Raw genomic sequence first — 22,538 nt, 5'->3', positions numbered from 1 at the left:
ACATCTATATACAAACTGACAAAAATACTTATTATCATTGATTGACGATGTCGTAGTGCTGAGAGAAGTTCGCGATAGTAGAGCGTCGCTCGGAGATTCCGCGGCGTTCAGCCGCGGGCTTCGCAGTCGCAGCAACCGACCATGGGACCATACTTGACCACGAACGAACGGCCGGCACCGGACCGGTGCGCCAGCGCACAACGACGGGATGATCGACGTGATCATGAAGGGGTAATCCGCCGGTCGGCAGACGACCGTCCAACTGCTGGCGGGTCCCTCTGTGCGCTACCGATTACGAAACATGAAGGCACTCGTCACGGCGAACTTCGACGACGCAAACCTGAACAGACTGCGAGACGAACTCGGTATGGAAGTCGACTACCGGCCGATCGAGGAGCGTTCCAAGCGGTTGTCGTCGTCCGAGCTTGAGGACCTCCTGGAAGGCGTCGACGTGTTCGTCGTCGGTTACGAGGGCGTCTCCGCCGAGTTGATGAACGCGGCCGAGGATCTCCAGCTGATCGCCTGCGCCCGGGGCGGGCCGGACGCCAACGTGGATATCGCCGCCGCGACCGAGCACGGGATTCCAGTCCTGTACGCGCCCGGACGTAACGCGGTCAGCGTCGCCGACTTCACGTTCGGCCTGATCCTCGCCGTCGTGCGAAACATCGCGCGAAGCCACCACCTGCTCCATACGGGAACGTACACCGGCGAACCGGTCGCGGATGCGGCAGACAGCGGCGAACGCGACGACGTAACGTGGGGCATCGCGAACGGATCGCCGTACGTCGAACTCTCGGGGCCGGAGCTACAGGGAAAGACCCTGGGAATCGTCGGCCTGGGCGCAATCGGTCGGAACGTTGCTCAGCGCGCCGACGGATTCGAGATGGAACTGCTCGGCTTCGACCCCTTCGTCGACGCCGAAGAGATGACCGAGCACGGTATCGAGAAGTCCGAACTGGACGACCTCTGCGAGCGGTCGGACATCGTGACGGTACACTGCCCTGTGACAGACGCGACTCGCGGCCTCATCGGCGAGGCAGAGTTCGACCTGCTGTCGCAGGACGCGTACTTCGTCAACACTGCTCGCGGCGCGATCGTCGATCAGGACGCGCTAATCGAGGCGCTCCGGAACGACGAACTCGCGGGCGCCGCGCTCGACGTGTACGATCAAGAGCCGCTTCCCGATGACCACCCGCTGCTGGAGTTACCCAACGTCATCACGACGCCGCACCTAGCGGGCGCCGCAGATGAGGTCGTGGACCGTCACTCCGCGATACTCACCGACGATATCGCAGCCGTGCTAGCTGGACGGGAACCCGACCACGTCGCCAACGAGGCGGCGCTTGCCGGGCTGACTGTCGACAACGATGGCTGAATCGCCTACAGACACCGACGTGGACGCGGAGACAGTCCACGAACCCAAGTACACGATGGCACAAGAACTCGAACTCACAGAAGAACGAACCGCAGTCGCAGAGATCGGGAAGAAGATGCTCGAACAGGGACTCACCAAAGGCACCGGCGGTAACATCAGCGCCCAGTCGGGCGAGTACGTCGCGATCAGCCCCTCCGGAACGCCGTACGACGAGATCACGCCAGAAGACGTTCCTATCGTCGATCTTCACGGCGAGCGCGTCACCGGTGAACTCGATCCCTCCAGTGAATTCCGGATGCACACCGACGTGCTGCGCAAGCGCGACGACGTCGGTGGTGTGGTCCACACTCACTCGCCGTACGCCAGCACGTTCGCCAGTCTCGGCGAGGCGATTCCCGCGTCGCACTACCTGATCGCGTTCGTCGGCGATCAGGTCCCCATCGCTCCGTACGAAACGTACGGCACGGCCGAACTTGCCGAGGCGGCGCTCGATGCACTGGGCGAGGAGTACAACGCCTGTCTGCTCGAAAATCACGGCGTGCTCGCAGTCGGCGAGTCGGTTGAAGCGGCGTTCGAGGTCGCACTGATGACGGAGTACTGCGCTCGCATCCACTATCAGGCGATCAGCGTCGGCGAACCCAACGTCCTCCCCGACGAGGAGATCGATACGCTCCTCGACCGGTTCGCAGACTACGGACAGGGTAACTGACCACAGACACACAGCTACAATTACGACCATGATTCCATCAATCACACTCGAGACGGCAAAGGAAGTAATCGACGCAGCGGAAGAGGCGGCGAAGGCAATCGACAATCCAATGGTAATCACCGTCGTCAATTCCGAGGGAAACCTCGTCGCACAGCGGCGGATGGACGACGCTTGGCTCGCTTCCGTGAACATATCCCGGAACAAGGCGTACACGTCTGCCGCGCTGGACATGCCCACTCACGAACTCGCGGAGGCTACGAAACCCGGTGAGTCGCTCTGGGGACTTCAGACGACTGACGACAACCAACTCGTTGTCTTCGGTGGCGGGTATCCCCTCATCCGCGACGGCAAGGTCATTGGCGCCATCGGCGTCAGCGGCGGCGCCGTCGAACAGGACAGAACGGTCGCCGAAGCCAGCGTCGAGGCCTTCGAAGAGTCACACTGACATCGCGACCGCCAGCGAGAGCTTTTTCTCCGTTAGAGTGTACTGTACATCTAATTACCATCAGTTATATTTATGTTCGATGGGATCTATGATCAGATCGAAGTTAGAGATGATCAATCATCGAAGACACCGTATCGAGCGAGGCGAGTCGACGAGTCAGGTATCCCGTGTTCGTCCCAGTGCGGACGGCCGGAGCATTGGCAAACGAGGTGCGAGCCAGCATGGTTGACGTCGCGGCGATCTGGTCGATCGAGTACTTGCTACTGGCGCTGGCGGGCGGCGCGTTCGGGGCGGCGATTGGTGGGCTCCCCGCATTCATCTTCACCGGTTTCATGGTGATCGCCGGGGAGGCGGCGAATCTGGCCGGCAAAGCAGCAGCCGGCAGCGACGCCGCGGCAATTATGATCACCGACGCAATCGCGTTCGGTCCCGTGTTCGGTCCTCACATCAGCTTCGCGGCCGGCGCGGCCGCGTCGGCGTACGCCGCCAGGCGGGGGTACATGGATACCGACTTCGACTACCATCAGGCGAAAAACATCAACTACGCGTTCGGCACGAAGCCAGATGTCCTCGCGGTCGGCGCGCTGTTCGGAGCCGCCGGCTACGTGATGGTCGAACTGATGGTCGCATTCGCGATGCCGTTCGATCAGGTCGCGATGGGCGTCGTTCTGTCGGCCGTGCTCCACCGTGTCGCGTTCGGTTACGACGTCGTCGGTACGCCTAGCTCAGGGTGGCTCGACATGAAGCCGTTCGAGCAGGAAGAACTCCAGTCGCCGGACGCCGTCGCTGCCGACGGAGGCGTTATCGGCCAGCGGTACGCCGTCGAACCGTGGCTCCCACAGCAGTACAAGTGGCTCAACGTGGCGGTGCTCGGAGTCGTTGTAGGGATTCTGGGCGCGTACGTCGGCTACGTGAGCGAGAGTCCGTACCTCGCTTTCGGGATCAGTGCCGCCTCACTGATCTTCCTGAGTATTGGTCACGAGAACTTCCCGGTCACGCACCACATTGCGCTCCCATCGAGTACTGCCGTCTTCGCTCTCGCCGGATCGGCTTCCGTCGCGACGGTGTCGTTGTCCGGCGTCGTCGCCGTCGGAGCGATCTTCGGCCTGATCAGTGCGCTCTTCGGCGAAGTGTTCCAGCGGGTCTTCTACGCGCACGGCGACACCCATCTGGACCCCCCCGCCGCAGCCATCGTTTTCGGCACCTTCCTGATCTCGGTGTGTACTGCTCTCGGTATCCTACCAGGGAGCGGATGGGTCCCCGCGCTATGACTGAGTGACTATAGTCACCACCGTCCCGTCTTCCGGACGGACGTTCGCCAACCTACCAAACACAACCATTATAACGTTTCCACACAAGATATTCTTCGTACTTGTATGCCCCATTCCATCGTCGTCATCGGCGGCGGAGCGACTGGTACGGGAACCGCCCGTGACCTCGCCATGAGAGGGTTCAACGTGACGCTCGTCGAACGTGGGAATCTCACCGAGGGGACCACGGGCCGAACGCACGGCCACCTCCACAGCGGTGCTCGCTATGCCGTCAGTGACCAAGAGAGCGCCGTCGACTGCATGCAGGAAAATCGGATACTGCGCGATATCGCCGGCCACTGTATCGAGGATACCGGCGGGCTCTTCGTCCAGCTCGAGGGCGATCCCGACGAGTACTTCGAGAAGAAACTCGAAGACTGTGAAGAGTGTGGTATCCCGACAGAAGTGATCTCCGGGGAGGAAGCCCGTCGACGCGAACCGTATCTCTCCGCCAATGTGGAACGAGCAATCTGGGTTCCGGACGGTGCAATCGATCCGTTCCGCCTCTGTGTCGCGAACGCTGCCGACGCTGTCGACCACGGCGCAACCGTCGAAACACACGCAGAAGTCGTAGACGTGCTGGTCGACGATGGATCAGTTACCGGCGTCGAGATCGAGCGTCACGGACCGACCTATCTCGGCAAGGGGTCGGAAGGAGACATCGAGACTCTCCAGGCCGACTACGTGGTCAGCGCGACAGGCGCGTGGGCCGGGCAACTGGCGGAGATGGCCGGTATAGAACTGAAAATGTCCATCTCGAAGGGCGCGATGGTCGTCACGAACGTCCGACAACTCGACACGGTGATCAACCGTTGTCTCCCGAAAGGCGAGGGTGATACGATCATCCCTCACGAGACGACCGTCCTGCTCGGCGCCAACGACGACCCGGTAGACGATCCGGACAACTACCCCGAAGAGCAGCGGGAAGTAGACATGATGATCGACATCGCCGCGGAGATGGTCCCGGTCGTCGCCGACGCGCGTATGATTCGCGCGTACTGGGGTGTACGTCCGCTGTACGACCCCGACCCCAGATCGACGACCGATCCCGGTGACGTCACCCGTAACTACTTCATCCTCGATCACGCCGAACGCGACAGCGTCGAGGGGTTCGCTTCCGTCGTCGGCGGGAAACTGACGACGTACCGGGAGATGTCCGAGTCCGTCGCTGACCACGTCTGCGAGGCGTTCGGCGTCGACGCTACCTGTCGAACGCACGAGAAGCCTCTCCCGGGGAGCACCGATCCATCCGCGCTCGACGATCGGATGGACGAATTCGACCTTCGATCACCGATCGCTCGCCGAAGCCGTCAGCGACTCGGCGACCGCGCTCCGGAAGTGCTGGACATTGACGGGGCGAACCCGACGATCTGTGCGTGTGAGGGGGTCTCTCGAGCCGAGATCCAAGACGCAATCGGCCGGGTCGGCGCTAACCTGAACGGCGTCAGGCTCCAGACTCGCGCATCGATGGGGAACTGTCAGGGCGGGTTCTGCACCCATCGGCTGGGAGCTGAGCTGTACCTTGACCACGAGAGGGGTGCTGCTCGAGACGAGATCGACCGGCTGTACCAGGAGCGCTGGAAAGGGCAGCGTCACACCCTCTGGGGCGAACAGCTCTCTCAAGCGATGCTGAACCACATGCTCCACGCGACCACGATGAACCACGACGCCGATCCCGCCGTTTTCGACGACGAGATCGATTACGGCGCGTACGACTCTGGGGTAGCTGCGGAGGGAAGCCATGGCGATTGAGAGCGATGTTCTCGTCGTCGGCGGAGGGATCTCCGGTGTGACGAGCGCGGTCGCAGCTGCTCGCAACGGCGCTGACGTCCGCCTGATCTCCCACAAGAAAACGACGCTCAGGCAAGCGTCCGGGCTCGTCGACGGGCTCGGATACGTTCCCGGACGGTCTCAGTCGACCGATCGGGAAGGCTCCCCCTCCCAGAAGCGAAGGGACTTTCGAGAATTTCGGGACAACCGGAGTGAGTATTGGGGGCCGCTAATCACGCCGTTCGACGGAATCGACTCCCTCCCCGATGGCCATCCCTATTCGGTTCTCGGAGCAGACGCTCTCCGATCGGGGCTCTCGTTGTTCGACGATCTCGTCGGCGACTCATACCTGGGCGGACACACAGAGAAGAACGCACTCGTTCCGACCTTCGGCGGGACGGTGAAGCCAACCGCGCGATATCCGCGCGCGGCAGCGGCAGGAATCGCGAGCGATAATCGGTCGATGCTTGTCGCCGGATTTCGGTCGTTCACCGACTTTGACGCTCGCATGGTCGCTGATAACCTTGAAGCCGCTGGCGTCCCCTTCGAGGTAACCGGTGCCGAAATAGCGTTCGCTGATCTGTTCCCTGCCGACGCCGAGGTGACTCGCTTCGCGAAGGCGCTTGATCACGACGAACGCATCGACGGGACGCCCGCTCGGCAGGCGCTGGCCGACGCCGTTTCCCCTCACGTCGGTGACGCCGAACGCGTCGGGTTCCCCGCCCTGCTCGGCGATGATAACGCCGACGAGGTCCGTGCCGAACTCGAGGAGCGACTGGGCGCAGCCGTGTTCGAGATTCCGACCGGCCCACCGAGCCTCCCCGGCCTGCGGCTGGAGGATCGGCTCTACGCAGCACTGGATGCCGAAGGGGTGAAGTATGAGACCGGGTGTCCGGTCGTGGGCTACGAAACCGCCGCGGGTACACCGTCCAGAGTCGAGACAGTACTGGTCGATCGGAGCGGTCAAGAGATTCCGTATTCGGCTTCGGCGTTCGTGCTCGCAACCGGCGGATTCGTCGGGAAAGGGCTCGACTCTGACCGCGATCGGGTCTTCGAACCGGTGTTCGATTGTCACGTCCCGCAACCACCGGATCGGTACGACTGGTTCGTCGACGACGCTTTTGGCGATCACCCGTACGCCCGGTTCGGCGTCAATCCCGACGCAACGATGCGACCGCTCGACGCGGACGGTGACCCGGAGTTCACCAACCTATACGCGGCCGGATCAGCGGTCGGCGGTGCGGATGTCGCCCGCGAGAAATCGGCCAGTGGCGTCTCGCTGGCCACCGGAGCTGTCGCCGGCCGAGCGGCCGCAGCAGCGATAGACGACTTGAATCTAGAACTAGGGACGACGGAAATTTGACCATGACTAACGAAACTAACGAGAACGACGACCCGACTGCGCAACCTCGCGCTACTGACGGCGGTTCCGCTGTCGAACCTGTCGACGACGCGTCCGCCGGAGAGAATTCTGAGATCGTGGAGGTGTTCCCGGAAGGAGATTTAGACCTTCGTGCCGGCGCGGACGACTGTTACAAGTGCACCACGTGCGATATCTCGTGCCCGGTTGCGGAAGTAGACGAGGAGTTCCCGGGGCCGAAGTTTCAGGGCCCCGAGCAGTGGCGACTCAAGCGGAAAGAGGACATCGATATCGGTGACTCGATCACGTCTTGTTCGAACTGCATGAGGTGCGACTCGGCGTGTCCGTCGGATGTGCCGCTTTCGCAGATGCACAACGAGGCTCGGGGAGAGTACGTCGACGAGCAGATGTCCGTGCTCTCGCGGGAGTACATCCGGAACCGAATCCTCTCGAACTATCGGACGTCGGCCCGGTTCGCGTCGAAAGTACCCCGCTTCGCTAACTTTATGATGAACTTCGGTCCCGTCCGCTGGGTGATGGAGAAGACGCTCGGCGTCACGAAAGAGCGGGAATTCCCTGAATTCGCGGAGCAGACATTCCGGGAATGGTGGCATGACCGCGGCGGAGCACAGGTTCAAAACGCCGACAAGCGAGTGGCATACTTCCACGGCTGTTACTCGAACTACAACACGCCCGAAGTGGCTAAAGCGATGGTGCGGGTGTTCGAGTACTTTGACTACGAGGTGCTGGTCCCGCCGCAACAGTGTTCGGGAACGCCGATGTTCGCTAACGGAATGCTCACCGATGCCAGGAGACACGCCGTGACGAACGTCACGGAACTTGCCGCGACGATCGACGACGGAGCGGATATCATCGCATCCTGCACGTCGTGTTCGCTGTCACTCCGGCAAGAGTATCCCGAACTATTCGATATCGACAGGATCGAAGATGTCGCCGGAAACACGTTCGAGGCCTTGGAGTACCTGCGGATCCACGAGGACCTCGAGGAAGCGCTCTCGGACGCCGAACTCGACGGGCAATCGTTCGCCTACCATGGACCGTGTCACGCCCGTAACCAGGGACTCCACAGGCAGGCGGTCGAGTTGTTCCGTGACGTCGACGACGTTCACGTCGAAGATGTCGGCGACTCCTGTTCCGGCATTTCGGGAACCTACGGGTGGAAGGCTGAGAAGTACAAGACGTCAATGAAGATCGGCGAGGAAATGTTCGATCACTTGGAACGCGCGGAGGGCGACACCGGGATGACCGAGTGTCCAACCTGCGCGATGCAGATGGAACACGGAACGGGATACGAGATTCGCCACCCCCTTCAGCTGATCGAAGACGCGCTTCTCGCGTAAGCGAACTGGAACCCCTTTTCGATCAGCCTAGCGGGCATTGGGTCGCTTCGATCGCTTACAACTTCCCATCCGACGATCGGCTGCGTTGATAGCTAGTCTGGGCCGCTAGACCGTCGGGATTTGCGCGTGGAGGTTTGCCTTACTCCGAGGGGGACACGGAGCGGTTCGCCTTGTCGATCGTCGCGCCGGTCTCCGTCGCCGACCATCTGACTGCGTTGTCGATAACGTCCTGCACCGTCTGCTCCCGGTACACGGGGTACGTCTCGTGTCCGGGTCGGAAGTAGAAGATTCGCCCGTTACCTCTGTGATAACAGCAACCCGAGCGGAACACCTCGCCTCCCTCAAACCAGGAGACGAAGACCAATCGATCCGGTTCGGGAACCGCGAACGGTTCGCCGTACATCTCCGTCTCTGGGATGACGAACGATCCATCAATACCGTCGGCGATCGGGTGACCAGGGTCGACGGTCCAGACTCGCTCACGCTCGCCCGACTCGCGGTAATCGAGCGAACACGGAGTCCCCATGAGCCGTTTGAAGAGTTTCGAGTAGTGCGCCGAATGGAGCGGAACGAACCCCATCCCGTCATAGATGCGATCACAGACTCGCTTAACGATAGCATCGTCGACGTCCTCGTGAGCCCTGTGCTCCCACCAGACTAACACGTCCGTCTTGTCCAGCACCGACGGCGTTAGCCCGTGTTCCGGTTCGTCGAGCGTTGCTACGCGGACCTCGTGTCCGCGTCGCTCGAGAGCTTCCGAGAGGACCGCGTGAATGCCGTCCGGGTATACCGCTTCGACATTATCCTCCGTTTGCTCCTGTATGAACTCGTTCCAGATGGTAACAGACACCATACGTTAGCTTTGTTAGACGCCAGTCTAAATGTATCGGTAGCTGATCGATGTGAACCCTCGGGGTCAAGCTCCAAGGCACTCGCCTTGTCTATCTGTAGAAGCATGTGTACTTTCACTGGTGTTCTTCGGGTTCTTCATCAGGAGTCTCTTCCTTCTATGGACAGGCCGGTCATACGGGCACTGCTAGACTGAGATTGAAGGGCTGCGTTGAATCACTAGGCGGCGTCGGGAAAGGTCAGTAAATCGAAGGCGTTGAAGCGGAAAATTTGGTTGTCCATGACGCAAATATCCTACTTCACCGAGCATTGTGTCTCGATTTCACAAAGAGTTACGGATTCCCGATTGCCCTCATTTTGCTACATTGTCTCCGGATTCACCTCGATATATCCTATCGGATGACGACCGGTCTGCTGAAGAAAATGCCAAATAACAGGGGAAATCGGTCTCGAAGCAGTTGACCTCCCTGCACCTTCCCCGCTGTGTAAGGCGTTTGACCGGATCGAATGAACGTCTGTCGCGTGCTGCGCCAGTCGACGTTCGCAAAAGTGGAGCTTTTGTGCAGCCCACAAAATCGCGAAGCGGTCTTGGGACGCAGTTGTACAACCTCTCTGAACACGCTACGATCGACGCAACATTCTATGAACGAGATCGTGCGAGCCGCCACTGCTGCCACCGAACGAATTATCGCGTCCAGAGGCTCAAAGTCACAACACTCGTCGATACAGCAACGCAAGCTGTGCTTGATCTTCACTACCCGACGACTCTCAGCGCTGAGCTGGTATCGACAGTTCCGTGAAATCGGCCTCATGTTCGCCATCTCGAACATAGAACCGCTCTGTGAACCACTCTAACCGTGACTCAGCATCTATTCAACACAGCAGCTTGTAGTTGTCTCTAGCACTCTTCAACAGGATTTTTTGGTAAGTACGCTGGCAACGTCACGAAGGTCCTCACGCGCCGTTATAGTAGGAGTTAGAAATAGCTACTCATTTTGGGGATGGAGAGTTGATCAAGAGCGGTATCGATCGCTGTTGTTAGCTCAGAAAGTGAGTCGAAGAACCGGTTGCTAAGAGCTGATTGCAGCTGTCTCCAACACTTTTCGACTCGATTAAGTTCCGGTGAATCGCTGGTAACGTGACGGCCGACGCCTGGAAATACGGCGCTCCATCCAACACGACGATCAAATTATCTTCGAACGCGTTGCATAACGCGAGACTGAAATGTTTCGCATGTTCGGCGGTCACGTACTCTTCGAATCGAGCAAAAAAGCGATCACCGTCCTCGGTGATCACGCCCAAGAGACACGTCCAGTCGCGTTGCCCGGACAATTCGACGGCCGGCGGCGTGCCGCGCGGAAATCACGCGGCACGCGGCTCGACTTGCACGGATTTCTTGGTTTGATCGATACAGACTACTGTGGCGTCCATCTCCCGCCGCTTTTTTGAGTTCTTCGTGGAACGTCTCTTGTTCGTCAGCCTCAGCTTCAGCGGCTGTACGGCGTGGTTTTTGATGGCTCAATCCCGCTTCTTTGAGCAACCGCCGGCAACTCGGGATCGAGTGTTCGACATCGTAGGTTTCGGCAAGATACTGCTGGACGAGCGCCGGCGTCCACGCCGGCGCATTGAGCCCTACTTCTTCAGGAGATCTATGGACAGTTGCTTCGAACTGTTCTTACTCTGTTTCCGAGAGCTTTCGCTTTCTCTCAGACCGATGAGCATCAGTTACGGCCTGCTCAAGCGACTCATCAGTATCGAGTCGCGTGAGCCAGCTATAGATCGTCCGTCGCTGCACGCCATACCACTTGGCTAGCTCAGTCTGCGTGACGCCGTTTTTGTACGCGATTGCAGCTAAGAGCCGTTGTGTCGGCCTCTTTCCGTCTACGTTGTCGAGAGCGTCTTGCAACTCTTCGACTGGGATCTCGTCGAGGTGATCCACTGTCTGCTGCAACAATATCCGAGCAGATAATTCTAACGGCTACTATAGCCACTCTCAGTTTATAACGGATGGGCGGTGGATATATACTGCCTGGATACATTCAAAATAAGTTCTTGCAGTTATCCCTTTTCGTTGATCGCTTCCAGAACTCGTGGACAGGAAGTCGGACGATCATTTGGTACGATATTGATCGTATAGTGAATTACTGTAATAAAATGATCCGATACCGACTCTCCGTTGTGAGAACTAGCGGGACGATAAACGAGACTCCGTCGAGTCGAAGTCTCATCATCTCTGGCAGTGAGTGATCAGACTGTTCGGAGCCGGTCCGGCCAAAAAGTTCTACCACCGTGTCAGCCTTCGATTCCCCATCGATTTTTATCCTCAAGTGGGAACACCGGTCGACGTTTCACGGCGAATCTGTCTCTTCGGAGTCGTTCGTCGGTGTAGTGCTCGTTGGCCCCGAGTAGTCGAATTAGCCGACCGTACTGCACTTCTTTCCGTAGTCGTTCCCCGAGAAGAGCCATCACAGTGCCCCAGAACAGTTGTCGAGTTCCGTTTGAACGGGCGGCGCTCCCACTGGATCGACAGGAATACATATTTGTTCAGCGTTCCTACCCTTTCGCACATGGGTTCGGAACTGGCGCGAACGCATACGCTCGAATGCGAGCGGTTCGCCGACGAGTTCAGTTCGGTCGTCGAGTTGGTGCTCCCCGAGACGACGACGGCTCGGCTGTACATCGATGAAGCTGAACTCGAGATGGATCCGGACGGCGACGCGTGTCGTCGAACGTGGGCGGCTGTCCGCCCGCACCTAGATCGCGTTCCCGGAGCAGACCGGAACGGGACGGTTGCGTGGACGTGCCCGACGACGACTGAACGGGGGCGAGAACATCTCTTCGATCTCATCGCACTCACCGATGGAATCGCCGGAGCGCACTTCGTCTTTCGAGTCGAACTCTATCAGACCGACGCGCCGGTTCTCGAGTCGATTCCCCACCATTCGGCTGTCGGGCTCGATGCGTCACTGCTCGGGGAGGAGATTCGCTCCGGCGAAATCGTCGATCTTTCCGGAGAAACGGCGTGTCTGGTCCCGACCGAAACGGCGTTCGAGTGGACGGCTGAACAGCGTCGCTGGCGAATAGCGGGTGGCTCGCTTTGTGTCGAGACGATCGACGGCCGAAAAACGAGTTGCTACGGGCTGACGAACCTTCGACGGGCGAGGAAAAGTGATGACGGAACCGGCCTCGTTCTCGCCTGGGAACCCGACGACCTGCCGGACGACGCTATCGGACGGCTGCTCTCGTGGACGATGGACAAGCTGTATACGCCGCCGGTGGCGGTACCGTGTGGGACTGCGGATCGAGCGACGGCGGTCCGAGCGCACGTGCAGGCGATTCTCGAGGCGTATGATGGCCGCGAGCTATAGCGCTCGCCGATGTAAGTCACTACTGCAGCCGCCTTGATCGTGCTTCTGGGATCTGTAGTGAACCGTCGATGCCTACTCCGCCATAGCGTAGACTGGTCGGGTACCGACTCAATATTGAGTTAGTGGCATAATGACGGCGGCTGGAAGAGGACCCGACGAGGGTTGTCTCATGATCCCACCGCGGACTGAACTCGCGCTACTCTCTCGGGTACTGTTCGAAACTATAGATAGTTCAAAAACCGGATGAATACAGAAGATGACAAAAATACGTCTTGCGGACGTTACTACGGAGAGGACAGGTATTATCTCGTCCCGAATTCGTTCGACAGTGCCTCTGCGTTTTGCGATATCTCAGTCGAGAGCCACTCATCAATCGCGTTCTTATCGACACCGGATACATGCCTGCAGACGATGTTTCGAAGCCCAATACGACCGCCCGTCGTTCGCGGATCTGCGCTGGTTTCGTACTGAGCGACCTGTTCTCCCTCGTACATAACGGTGTACTTGCACGGCTTTGAATCTCCCGTCGTCATTTCAACGGAAATGGATCCTTTCAACTCGACGACAACCATGGTTACCACCGAACCTCGTCATCAATGGCGATCGGACCAGACTTGACGACATTCGCATCAAGCCCGCCACGGTGGACGAGCGCTTTCGAGAGTTCCTCCTCTCCGACAAGCGACTGCATATAACCACACGGTTCACACAGCTGGATTCCTTCGCAGATGGCATCACCGACCGTGAATGTTTGGCCTACGAGGTGGTTGAGCGGAACATTTTGAGTCGTCACGTTTCGACGGTGTGCACCCGTCGGGATCTCAATTCCGGCATCCCGTTCGACTGCTACCAGCGCCTCGGCTTCGATGAAGGTGATATCGCTTGCTTCCTGTACCTCTCGGTCCGGGTCTTCGTCGAGAAAGTTCCACAGACCACGCTCTTCGAAATACCGGTCGCCGCGGAGCCCGCGTTTGGCGACTGCGTCGACGTTTTGTCGTGCTTGCATCGGGTCACCACTATCGGGAGCAATGTGGAGCTGTGTAACTCTACCAGTTCCCATAAATTTGTTTCGTGAACGTAGATGTTATACATTTTGAAAGAAGAGGGGGACATCCTTGATTCGCGAAGCCTATTCGAGACCACTGTTGGTTCTAGTGAAGAAGGATTTATCTATCACAATCGTCTGCGTTGAGAACCGCAATCTCAACTATTGTACCGGTGAGTCAGACACAGTCAGACTGTCAGTGGATGATGAACGCCCGGTCCCGCGCTAGAACGACACCGTCTCGCGGATCGCCTCCTCGATCCGAATCGCCTGCGGCAGGTAGTACTCCTCGAGTTCGTGCAGCGGCATCGGCACGTCGTAGCCGGTGACGCGCCTGATCGGGGCTTCTTGGTAGAGCAGCGCTTCTTCCTGGATCGTCGCAGCGATTTCTGCCCCGACGCCGGCGGTCTTCGGCGCTTCGTGGGCGATGACGGCCCGACCGGTCCGCTCGAACGACTCGACGATCGTCTCGGTATCGAGCGGCGACAGCGTTCGCAAGTCGACGACTTCCACGTCGATGCCCGCTTCGCCGGCGACGTTGTCCGCGGCGATGAGCGTCGGTTGGATCATAGCGCCCCACGTATACACCGTCACGTCGGCCCCCTCACGGCGGACGGAAGCTTCGCCGAGGGGCACTTCGTAGGCGGCCGTCGGCACGTCTTCCCGGAACGCACGGTAGATCAGTTTCGGTTCGAGGAAGACCACCGGGTCCGGGTCGCGGATCGCCGCGATCAACAGCCCCTTCGCGTCGGCAGGTGAACTCGGGACGGCGACTTTCAACCCTGGTTCGTGGACGAAGAAGGCCTCCTTGGACTCGGAGTGATGCTCGGGCGCACGGATGCCGCCACCGTAGGGCATTCGGATCACCATCGGAACCGAGTACTGGCCGTGGCTGCGGCTTCGCAACCGAGCCGCGTGACTGACGAGCTGGTCGAACGCGGGATAGGAAAATCCCATGAACTGCAACTCTGCGACCGGCCGCAGTCCGCTCAGCGCGAGGCCGATTCCCGTGCCGACGATCCCCGATTCCGCGAGCGGCGTATCGACGACGCGCTCGGCGCTGAACTCGTCTACGAGTTCGGCGGTCGCTCGGAAGACGCCGCCGTTTTCGCCGACGTCCTCGCCGAGGATCATGACGCGTTCGTCGAGCGAGAGCTCGGTGTAGAGGGCGTCCCGGACGGCTTCGACGAGAGTTAGCGTGTCGGTTTCGTCTGTTTCCGCGTCCGTGTCCGTATCGGCTTCGGCGGTCCCGTCGTCCGCCGTCGTGGAGGTCACTCTAACACCTCGGAAAAGGCGTCGTCGCCGTATTTCTCGCGGAGCGCGCGCAGGCGGTCGCGCTGGTTGCGAAGTCGATCCGGGAGCTCGGCGTAGACGTGATCGAACATGGAGTCGGGATCGGTCGTCGCGTTTTCGACGGTTTCGACGGCGTCGGTGAGCCGTGACTCGATGCGGTCGTCGATCTCGGCCTCGAGTTCGTCGTCGAGGATATCGGTGGCAGTCAGGTAGTTCTGCAGTCGGTCGAGTGGGTCCTTTTCGCGCCAGGCATTTGCCTCGTCTTCGTCGCGGTAGGCGGAGGGGTCGTCAGCGGTCGTGTGCGCGCCGTACCGATATTGGACGGACTCGATGAGGGTTGGTCGGCGGTCGTCTTCGGCGGGATTTTTCGCCTTCTGTAGTGCTGCGCTGGTCACCGAGTACATCGCCAGCGGATCGAGTCCGTCGACGCGGATACCCTCGATGCCGTAGGCGGCAGCTTTCTGGGCGATGGTTTCGCTGGCGGTCTGGTGGTCCCGCGGGACGGAAATCGCCCACTGGTTGTTGTTACAGACGAAGACGACGGGGACGTCGAAGACGCCGGCGAAGTTCAGTCCCTCGTGGAAGTCGCCTTCGGAGGTCGCCCCGTCGCCGAAGTGACAGAGGGCGGCCCTCTCGGGGTTTCCCTGGAGTCGGTTCCCCCAGGCCATCCCCGTTGCCTGCGGGATCTGTGTCGCGATGGGGATATACTCCGGCATGATAGGAACGCCGTCGGGGATCGCGTACCCGTCTCGATGGCCACAGAGCGGTTTCAACAGCGACTCGAGTTCCATTCCGTGGACGTACTTGGCGGCGTGTTCCCGGTAGGTCGGGAACAGCCAGTCCTGGTCGTCGAGCGCGTAACTCGTTGCAACCTGTGCGCCTTCTTGGCCCGTCATCGGCGCGTACGTCGCGATACGCCCCTGTCGCTGGAGACTGATCGCCCGCTGGTCGAATCTCCGGGCGAGTTTGATGTCCTCGTACATCGAGACCAGTTCGTCGGCCGAGAGGTCCGGCACCTCGGCGTCCGGGAGGACGGTGCCGTCCGTATCGAGGATTCGAATCGGCTTGTCATCGCCGTAGGTCGTCGCGCTATGCCCGTACTGCTCCGCGTCGTTTTGGGTACTCATTGTCGTGGTCCAGAGACCTGTCGCTGATTGAGATGCTGTCGCTGCGTTGAATCCGCCGTCATGGACACGAGTTCATGACCGTCCTACCGATGGTTGGCGGGACGGTGTGCCCGTCTCCGAGTCGGTTTTGGTTCCGGTCGTGAACATCGCCGTGAGTCCGAATTCGGAACCGTCGCCGTCCCCGCTCGCGTCCGCCGCGAGGACCGCAGTTTGCCGTCCAGCGCCGACGAGGTGCCCGCCAGTGTCGGTGTCCGCGTCGCTGTAAATGTAAAAGATGGGAGCAGTGTCTGGAAGAACCGTGTGTTCAAGTCGACAGTGAGTGGTTGGGATCGGTCACTGACGCTGCGTCCCTCCAGTGTACTGGCGGGTGCCATACGAAATATAGATTCCAGTCATATACTTAATAGTACTGTGTGACTCACTCACAGTGAGGGGGTGAATTTTGGGACATTCACGGGATTTTTATCCGAAGAATACCGGACATTTCAAGGTGTATTCGTCGGTGGATAGTACAGAGTTCCGTCTGGTCCCAGCTAGTACCGATGAAACCGGCGAAGAGTCCCGACGTCGAGGAGCCATCGTGGCTGGATCGGTTGATCGATTTCCCCTGGATTCTCCCCTGGCCGTAAGCGCCGCATCGGTCCACTCGTTCCATGCATGTGGCAGACCTTGGTTAGTTGATGCTGAGGGAGCTGACTGACGGAGAACGCGAGCAAGCGAGCAAACAGGGGTAGTTCACGCGCAGTACGAGTCCAATATTTCAAAATGATGAAGGTTCTCTGGACTGTGGATACACAATCCAACGGTTGTCCCTTTCAGTCCGTTCAGTTCAACAGAGCTGTTTCCGATGTCAGTAACGGTGAGTAATAACTCGAAATCGGAATCACAACGATTAACTCGTGGAGTGGTATACAACTGTGTTCATGTCTCCTGACAAGAACTCTACCGTAGAGGACGCATATGATAAATTGGCGGAGACGTACAAGACGCAAGAAGAGGATCCGTACTGCGCAGACCTAGAATTTCCTGCGATGACGGAACTCATTCCGACCATAGAGGGCAGACGAGTTCTTGATGCGGGTTGTGGACACGGTCGGTACGCAGAGTGGTTGATCGAGAGGGAAGCGGATGTCCTCGCTGTTGACAAGAACGCCGAGATGCTCGACCAGGCGAGACGACGAATCGGCGATCGGGCGACAATTCGCCGAGCCGATATCACAGACCCCCTCACGTTTGTCGACGACAGTGAGTTCGACGGTGTCATTTGCGGTCTTTCGCTCCATTACGCCAAAGACTGGAGACGGCCCTTCAGGGAGTTCGCTCGTATCCTCCGGCCGGGTGGATTCCTCGTGTTTTCGGCGCAACATCCAGTTGATGAGTACATCGCGTTCGAGGCCGAGAACTACTTCGAAATCGAACAGGAACGGATGACGTGGTCGGCCTCCGGCGAGGAAATTGCTGTCCCGTTCTATCGCCGGCCATTCTCCGAGGTCATCAACCCACTTATCGAAACCGGGTTCCGACTGGACGAACTGGTCGAACCGAAGCCGAAAGAGACTTTCAAAGAGAAGAAGCCGGAATCCTTCGAAAAACGGTTGAAATACCCGACGTTCCTCTGTGTCAGGGCGTCAAAAACTGACTAGTTTCTGAGTGCGGGGGTAAACCAAAAGAGACGTTTCTGATTGCTCACTCCGTTCTCTTCTTTGTCCGGTGTTATACTTGCCTGAAGCGCGTTTCCGAGTCTCCGTGAGATTCGCACACCGACCGACCGGCTGTTCCAGCGACGAGAGTATCGAACGAAGAGGATTTCAACAGAACCACCTCGCTCGGTGAAGACTTCAACAGCCCCACACAAGCCAGGGTGTCATAGAACAGTTCCCATACCCTCTCTCTGTGACTACCCGACAAACGGTAAGTACAGAAGAACCACATATCATCCATCTATATACATATTCATCTAAAATCGAATGAAAACGCATGTCCAAAGAAGATGATAATCAGATTGATTCAAACAAAATGGCTGCAGGGATCGCGATTGGTCTCGCAATAGGGGCCTCTATTGGAGTTGCAATGGATAATATCGCGCTAGGAATCGCTATTGGCATGGGAATCGGTGTCGCTTTCGGTGTCGGTTGGGGTCAAGCGTAGGAAGACACCACGCAAATTCGAACCTTGCTGCTACGTTCGGTTCGCAAGTGTAGTGAACGGATAGTTCGCTCCAGATTGGGTGAACAGAACGCCATGCAAATCGTTCTATGACACCCTCTCACACAAACAGCAACTCGTCTGTTTCCGTCAATCCGCGGTTTCGGCGTTCGTCGGCCGGACGCCCCGCTCGGACCAGTGAATGAGCGCTACGAACGCGCCGGCCGTCACGAGCGCGAGTGCGATCAGCACCATCGTGCTCGGTTCGTATCCGAGCAATAGCAGGCTATCCGCGTAGAACGTAAAGAGGAGGAACGTCGGGAACACCGTGCCGATCGCGTACCGCCACGGCAGCGCCAGCGTCCGCGCGAGTACGCCCGCACCGTTCGTGAACTCCTCGACGCCGTCGGGGCCGAGCACCCACGCGACGTAGAACATGAACCCGGTGAGCCCGAGCGTCAACAGCAGGTCGACGAGCTGGTCGGCAAAGAGCGTGAACACATCAGCGTTAAAGGCGTTAAACGCGCCGGTGACGGTGATTACGCCGAAGAGTGCGACCGTTGCGGTCCGCCGCTCGATGTCGAACTCGTCGACGAGGAACGCGACGGGAATCTCTAACATGCTGATCAGGCTCGTAATCGCGGCGAGCAAGACGACGAGGAAGAAGACCGCACCGACGAGTTCACCGGCGGGAAGGTTCGCGAACGCGCCGGCGATGCCGACGAAGAGCGCCCCGGGACCGCCGCTTGTCGGGCCGCCGGCGAAGGAAAAGAGCAGCGGGAACAGAACCAGGCCGCCGAGAATTCCGATACTCAGGTTGAGTCCGGCGATAGCCGACGCGTCGAACGGCAGCGACCGATCGTCGTCGATGTAGGAGGCGTAGGTGATCATCGTTCCGCTGCCGATCGAGAGCGTAAACAGCGCCTGCCCGGCGGCCGCCCCGAGTACCGACAGGAAGTTGTTCGTCAGGTACGCGCCGTCGAAGCTGAGGAAGAACTCGTAGCCGGCGCTCGCGTTCGGTTGCTGTGTCGCCCAGAGGGCGAGTCCGACGAGCAAGAGTGCGATGCCGGGCATCATGACCTTCGTTGCAGTCTCGATCCCGCGTCGGACGCCGGCCATCACGATCAGCGCAGTTATGCCGAGTACCAGTAGCTGATAGCCGAACGCGGCCAGCCCGTAGTCGATCGCCGCGAAGTGAGTTCCCGGATCGGCGAAGTACGCTCCGGTGAAACTCTCGACGAAGTATCGCAGGATCCACCCGCCGACGACGCTGTAAAACGAGAGCAACGCCACCGCGGTGACGACGCACAGACCGCCGAGCAACATCCAGCCGCGAGACCCGCGAAGAACCGTAAACGCGCCGATCGGGTTTCGTTTCGATCGGCGACCGATGACGAATGCGGCCATCAGCCCGGGGACCCCAACCCCGAGAACGATCAGCAGATACATCACCAAAAATGCGCTTCCCCCGTTTTCTGCGGTCATCCACGGGAATCGCCAGATGTTCCCGAGGCCCACCGCACTCCCGACCGCGGCCAGTATAAACCCGATCCGACTGGCCCACGTCTCTCGTGCCATCCTGTCTCATGGGACCATCCGGACCGCTATAAGCCCTTCCATCGAGTAGGTGTGATCGATATATGATAATTATCGACCGTGCCATATTTCGGCGGAGTATCGCGTTGTCCGATGATACTGCCACCGCCTGAGCGAACGCTCTTCGATCCTATCACAATCCAGTACTACCATCACCGAATATCCCGCCTCCGGGACGGGTCGCCACTTCCCGCTCGACTCAACGGGACGACGTTCCGGAAACGACCGCCCAGAACGAGACGAGCGTGACGGCAAGCGTCAGCAGAATTGCGACGGTGTAACCATCGGTGTAGTCGACGCTCGCCGTCCCGAGCGGTGGCATCGCCAGCGCTCCGAGCCCACCACCGACGTTGAAGATACCGATGATCGCCGTATCCTTCTCGGAGCCGTATATCTGTAACAACAGCGGAATGTAAAGCGTCGCACACCCGCCCAGCCCGAGTCCGACCAGAACAATCGCGACTGCGAGCACCGAATACTGTGGCGCGAGCAACAGACTGATCCCGAACGCCGCACAGCCGAGCGACGAGAGAAACGCCCGCCGTGATCCCATCGCATCGGCGAGATAGCCACCGCCGATCCGAGAGACGATGCTCACCCCGCCGATCAACCCGAACATCGTCGACGCTTCCGTACTCGTCAATCCTCGGGCGACGAACAGATCGATCGCGTACGCCGCCAGCAGTTGGTACCACGCAAACGCGAGCGCAAACCCGACGAAGAGCAACTGAAACGTCCTCGTTCTCGACAGCTGTCGGACCCACGAGAGCAGCGCTGCCGTCGTCAGCGTCGACTGCGTCGCCCACCGCGGCCGCCGGCACAGTGAACTCGCGAGTAAGAACGCAAGCGCCGTCGCTGACATGATCACGAGAAAGCCACGACGCACCCCGAGTGTCGTGATCGCAGTCTCCCAGATCGGCGGGAGCAAGAACAGGCCGAGGCCATTCCCGACGAAGATCAATCCCGTTGCAGCCCCGCGGCGCTCCTCGAACCAGCGCGGAATCACCGACGCGATCAACACGAATACCGTTCCCAGCGCGAGCCCGAGTACCGCGAAGACGACCGCCAACCCGAGATACGACTCGACCGCGTACAGCGACGGCGCGAGCAATCCCGTTGCAACCGTACAGACGAATAGCACGCCCCGGATCGGCAACCGCGCGGAGAAGACGCCGATGATACCGGACCCGATGAAGAACGTACACAACATCACGGAGAAAACGCCCGAGAGGGCGACCGGAGACACCGCGAAGGCCTCGCTAAAGGGCTGTCGGAAGATGCCGTACGAAAGCGGCGTTCCGAACGTAAACACCATCCCGATCGCACCGGCGAGTGCGACACCCCAACTCCGAGGGCTGTCGGGCGTTTCTGCGACCGAATTCGGCACGTCAGTGCGTAAGTCAACCGGTAGCGAAAAGCTTCCGTTTCCTGCACTTCACCGCCTATCGTCTCGAAATTGCACTCGTACTCGCTTTCGTAACTCCGGTCTCGCCGTCTCAGGCGCAGGCCCTTCCGTTCTTAAACCGTCACTAGAATAGCCGCGTAGACGAGCGCCCCGGAGACGAACGCCCAGAATCGGCTCTCCCGAGTTCGTGGCAATTCGTCTTTGATCGCGTTGAACACGACGCCGCCCGTCAGGAGTCCGAGGAGGATCGTAAACAGCGCGTCATCCATCGTATAGACGGCTCCGATGACGGCTCCGACGACGACCGCGGTCGCGAGGACCCAGCGACCTCGCTGCCTGTAGAGCGCCTGGTAGTGCTGTTCCAGTGCCTCGTCGTTTCCGAAGAGGTGAAACGCCATCGCGAACGCGAACAGCACCGTATTCTCCGTTCCCGTCTGTCCCTGAACCAGCACGTAGCCGATAAAGGCGTTGTAGACGACGAACCCGCCGATGTGCACCCAGAAGACGGGTTTTGAGATACCGACCTTCGACGCGACTGCGAGGGTATCCACGACGGTTGCGATCCGTTCGAGGCCGTAAAAGAGCGCAACACCGACGAAAACGAGGATGTAGATGTGGTGTTCGGTGAGCGTTGCAATACCGAGTTCGACGCCGGCGAGCGACCCTCTGTGCGCATCGAGTTCAGGGAAGAGGTGGAGGAAGGCGTAGACGAGCGAGATGCCGCCGGCTATCGAGAGGATGCTGTGCCGAGAGATGCGCGTCGTTTCCGAGCGGATATCGGGCAGGAAATGAGCGAGCGCCACGCCGATGACGAGCAGGACGGTGAGGAGTGAGCCACTGGTAGTGGCCGCGACCGCGGGTACATCCATCGAATGACACCCTTCGCGGTGCCTGATGCTCTCTCTTTCGGTGCGAATGCGGGGGTAGTGCCGGCCTACTGCTTTGTCTCTGTTGCCCCGCCCCTGTAACCTGGTCCCTCTGTCGCCGTCCTTTCGTGGCAGACGACTAGCGAACTGGTGAACTCGCAAACGAGAAGTGCTTGCAGCGAACGCAGACCGGCCAGTATCGATAGTGCGTGTCTGTATCCGATTCAACTCAGTAGACGTATGAGTTAGGCTAACTAGTTGGCCTAATTTATAAGTCTAATTAATAAACGTGCCTCTGTAGTCTTTCATTAAAACTGCTGTATAGACCAGCGACCCGGTTGGTTTGTCGCAGACAGCGTCGCAATCCCCTCATTTTGGCCCCCGGTTTCGATTAGTTCGTTTTGACCGGGTGGTTGATATGGTATATCGCTCTTGTGTAGCACTTTGTTGATTTCACAGCGTAGCTTTGATAGCGTGTTTGAGGGCTTTTCTCCCTGGTTTTCGCAATAGTTTT

Annotated in this window: 18 protein-coding genes and 2 pseudogenes; 11 read left to right on the top strand and 9 right to left on the bottom strand. The window is 59.2% G+C overall.

Features of this window, described 5'->3' with window-relative positions; all coding sequences use genetic code 11:
• The first annotated feature begins 301 nt into the window (after nucleotides 1-301).
• From C480_RS20745 to C480_RS20715, 7 genes are all read left to right on the top strand, one after another.
• Complete coding sequence (locus C480_RS20745) at nucleotides 302-1,375, top strand: 2-hydroxyacid dehydrogenase (RefSeq protein WP_006667626.1); 1,074 nt, start codon at nucleotides 302-304, stop codon at nucleotides 1,373-1,375.
• Nucleotides 1,368-2,084, top strand: a complete 717-nt coding sequence (locus tag C480_RS20740) for a class II aldolase/adducin family protein (RefSeq protein WP_006667625.1) — start codon at nucleotides 1,368-1,370, stop codon at nucleotides 2,082-2,084. Before C480_RS20745 ends, C480_RS20740 begins: the two co-directional genes overlap by 8 nt.
• A 28-nt stretch (nucleotides 2,085-2,112) precedes the next feature.
• Entirely contained in the window at nucleotides 2,113-2,529 is a 417-nt protein-coding gene (locus C480_RS20735) for a GlcG/HbpS family heme-binding protein (RefSeq protein ID WP_006667624.1), read from the top strand.
• Nucleotides 2,530-2,750: 221 nt separating this feature from the next.
• Nucleotides 2,751-3,800: a hypothetical protein gene (locus tag C480_RS20730; RefSeq protein ID WP_006667623.1), complete on the top strand. Its 1,050-nt coding sequence runs from the start codon at nucleotides 2,751-2,753 to the stop codon at nucleotides 3,798-3,800.
• Nucleotides 3,801-3,905: 105 nt separating this feature from the next.
• A complete protein-coding gene (glpA, locus tag C480_RS20725; protein WP_006667622.1) occupies nucleotides 3,906-5,591 on the top strand; it encodes an anaerobic glycerol-3-phosphate dehydrogenase subunit GlpA in 1,686 nt (561 codons plus the stop codon).
• The gene (glpB, locus tag C480_RS20720) at nucleotides 5,581-6,972 is read left to right on the top strand and encodes a glycerol-3-phosphate dehydrogenase subunit GlpB (RefSeq protein ID WP_006667621.1); all 1,392 of its coding nucleotides are present in this window, start codon (nucleotides 5,581-5,583) and stop codon (nucleotides 6,970-6,972) included. The genes glpA and glpB overlap by 11 nt, the downstream gene beginning before the upstream one ends.
• Nucleotides 6,973-6,974: 2 nt before the next feature.
• Nucleotides 6,975-8,330, top strand: a complete 1,356-nt coding sequence (locus C480_RS20715) for an anaerobic glycerol-3-phosphate dehydrogenase subunit C (RefSeq protein ID WP_006667620.1) — start codon at nucleotides 6,975-6,977, stop codon at nucleotides 8,328-8,330.
• A 139-nt stretch (nucleotides 8,331-8,469) separates the two neighbouring features.
• Here the strand turns inward: C480_RS20715 and C480_RS20710 are convergent, their stop codons facing one another.
• Entirely contained in the window at nucleotides 8,470-9,183 is a 714-nt protein-coding gene (locus C480_RS20710) for a ThuA domain-containing protein (RefSeq protein ID WP_006667619.1), read from the bottom strand.
• A gap of 276 nt (nucleotides 9,184-9,459) precedes the next feature.
• On the opposite strand from C480_RS20710, the pseudogene C480_RS22765 reads away from it, so the two are divergent.
• Nucleotides 9,460-9,943 (top strand): annotated as a pseudogene (locus C480_RS22765) (hypothetical protein); the annotation flags it as partial.
• 212 nt (nucleotides 9,944-10,155) lie between these two features.
• Here C480_RS22765 and C480_RS22760 read toward each other — a convergent pair.
• Nucleotides 10,156-11,118: pseudogene (locus C480_RS22760) on the bottom strand (IS630 family transposase).
• Between the two features lie 628 nt (nucleotides 11,119-11,746).
• Between C480_RS22760 and C480_RS20690 the strand changes: the two are divergent.
• Entirely contained in the window at nucleotides 11,747-12,547 is an 801-nt protein-coding gene (locus C480_RS20690) for a hypothetical protein (RefSeq protein ID WP_006667615.1), read from the top strand.
• 302 nt (nucleotides 12,548-12,849) lie between these two features.
• On the opposite strand, the gene C480_RS20685 is transcribed toward C480_RS20690, so the two are convergent.
• From C480_RS20685 to pdhA, 4 genes are all read right to left on the bottom strand, one after another.
• On the bottom strand, nucleotides 12,850-13,119 hold the full coding sequence (locus C480_RS20685; RefSeq protein ID WP_006667614.1) for a hypothetical protein: 270 nt from the start codon (nucleotides 13,117-13,119) through the stop codon (nucleotides 12,850-12,852).
• 2 nt (nucleotides 13,120-13,121) lie between these two features.
• Nucleotides 13,122-13,553 (bottom strand): MOSC domain-containing protein, encoded by a 432-nt coding sequence (locus C480_RS20680; protein WP_006667613.1) that lies wholly within the window; start codon nucleotides 13,551-13,553, stop codon nucleotides 13,122-13,124.
• A 264-nt stretch (nucleotides 13,554-13,817) separates the two neighbouring features.
• Nucleotides 13,818-14,867 carry an alpha-ketoacid dehydrogenase subunit beta gene (locus tag C480_RS20675; protein WP_006667612.1) on the bottom strand — a complete coding sequence of 350 codons (1,050 nt, stop codon included), beginning with the start codon at nucleotides 14,865-14,867 and terminating at the stop codon, nucleotides 13,818-13,820.
• On the bottom strand, nucleotides 14,864-16,012 hold the full coding sequence (pdhA, locus tag C480_RS20670; RefSeq protein WP_006667611.1) for a pyruvate dehydrogenase (acetyl-transferring) E1 component subunit alpha: 1,149 nt from the start codon (nucleotides 16,010-16,012) through the stop codon (nucleotides 14,864-14,866). Before pdhA ends, C480_RS20675 begins: the two co-directional genes overlap by 4 nt.
• A 923-nt stretch (nucleotides 16,013-16,935) precedes the next feature.
• On the opposite strand from pdhA, the gene C480_RS20665 reads away from it, so the two are divergent.
• Nucleotides 16,936-17,655, top strand: coding sequence for a class I SAM-dependent methyltransferase (locus C480_RS20665; RefSeq protein WP_049904151.1), 720 nt, complete (start codon nucleotides 16,936-16,938; stop codon nucleotides 17,653-17,655).
• A gap of 334 nt (nucleotides 17,656-17,989) precedes the next feature.
• Nucleotides 17,990-18,160 carry a hypothetical protein gene (locus C480_RS23950; protein WP_006667609.1) on the top strand — a complete coding sequence of 57 codons (171 nt, stop codon included), beginning with the start codon at nucleotides 17,990-17,992 and terminating at the stop codon, nucleotides 18,158-18,160.
• 147 nt (nucleotides 18,161-18,307) lie between these two features.
• On the opposite strand, the gene C480_RS20660 is transcribed toward C480_RS23950, so the two are convergent.
• The 3 genes from C480_RS20660 to C480_RS20650 form a co-directional block, all read right to left on the bottom strand.
• The gene (locus C480_RS20660; protein ID WP_049904150.1) at nucleotides 18,308-19,735 is read right to left on the bottom strand and encodes a sodium-dependent transporter; all 1,428 of its coding nucleotides are present in this window, start codon (nucleotides 19,733-19,735) and stop codon (nucleotides 18,308-18,310) included.
• A 217-nt stretch (nucleotides 19,736-19,952) separates the two neighbouring features.
• Nucleotides 19,953-21,140 carry an MFS transporter gene (locus C480_RS20655; RefSeq protein WP_006667607.1) on the bottom strand — a complete coding sequence of 396 codons (1,188 nt, stop codon included), beginning with the start codon at nucleotides 21,138-21,140 and terminating at the stop codon, nucleotides 19,953-19,955.
• 131 nt (nucleotides 21,141-21,271) lie between these two features.
• On the bottom strand, nucleotides 21,272-22,027 hold the full coding sequence (locus tag C480_RS20650) for a hypothetical protein (RefSeq protein WP_006667606.1): 756 nt from the start codon (nucleotides 22,025-22,027) through the stop codon (nucleotides 21,272-21,274).
• Nucleotides 22,028-22,538: the final 511 nt, after the last annotated feature.

It is taken from the genome of Natrialba aegyptia DSM 13077, assembly GCF_000337535.1.
In the GTDB taxonomy this organism is placed as follows: Archaea; Halobacteriota; Halobacteria; order Halobacteriales; family Natrialbaceae; genus Natrialba; species Natrialba aegyptia.
This window is presented reverse-complemented; position numbering and strand designations above follow the sequence as displayed.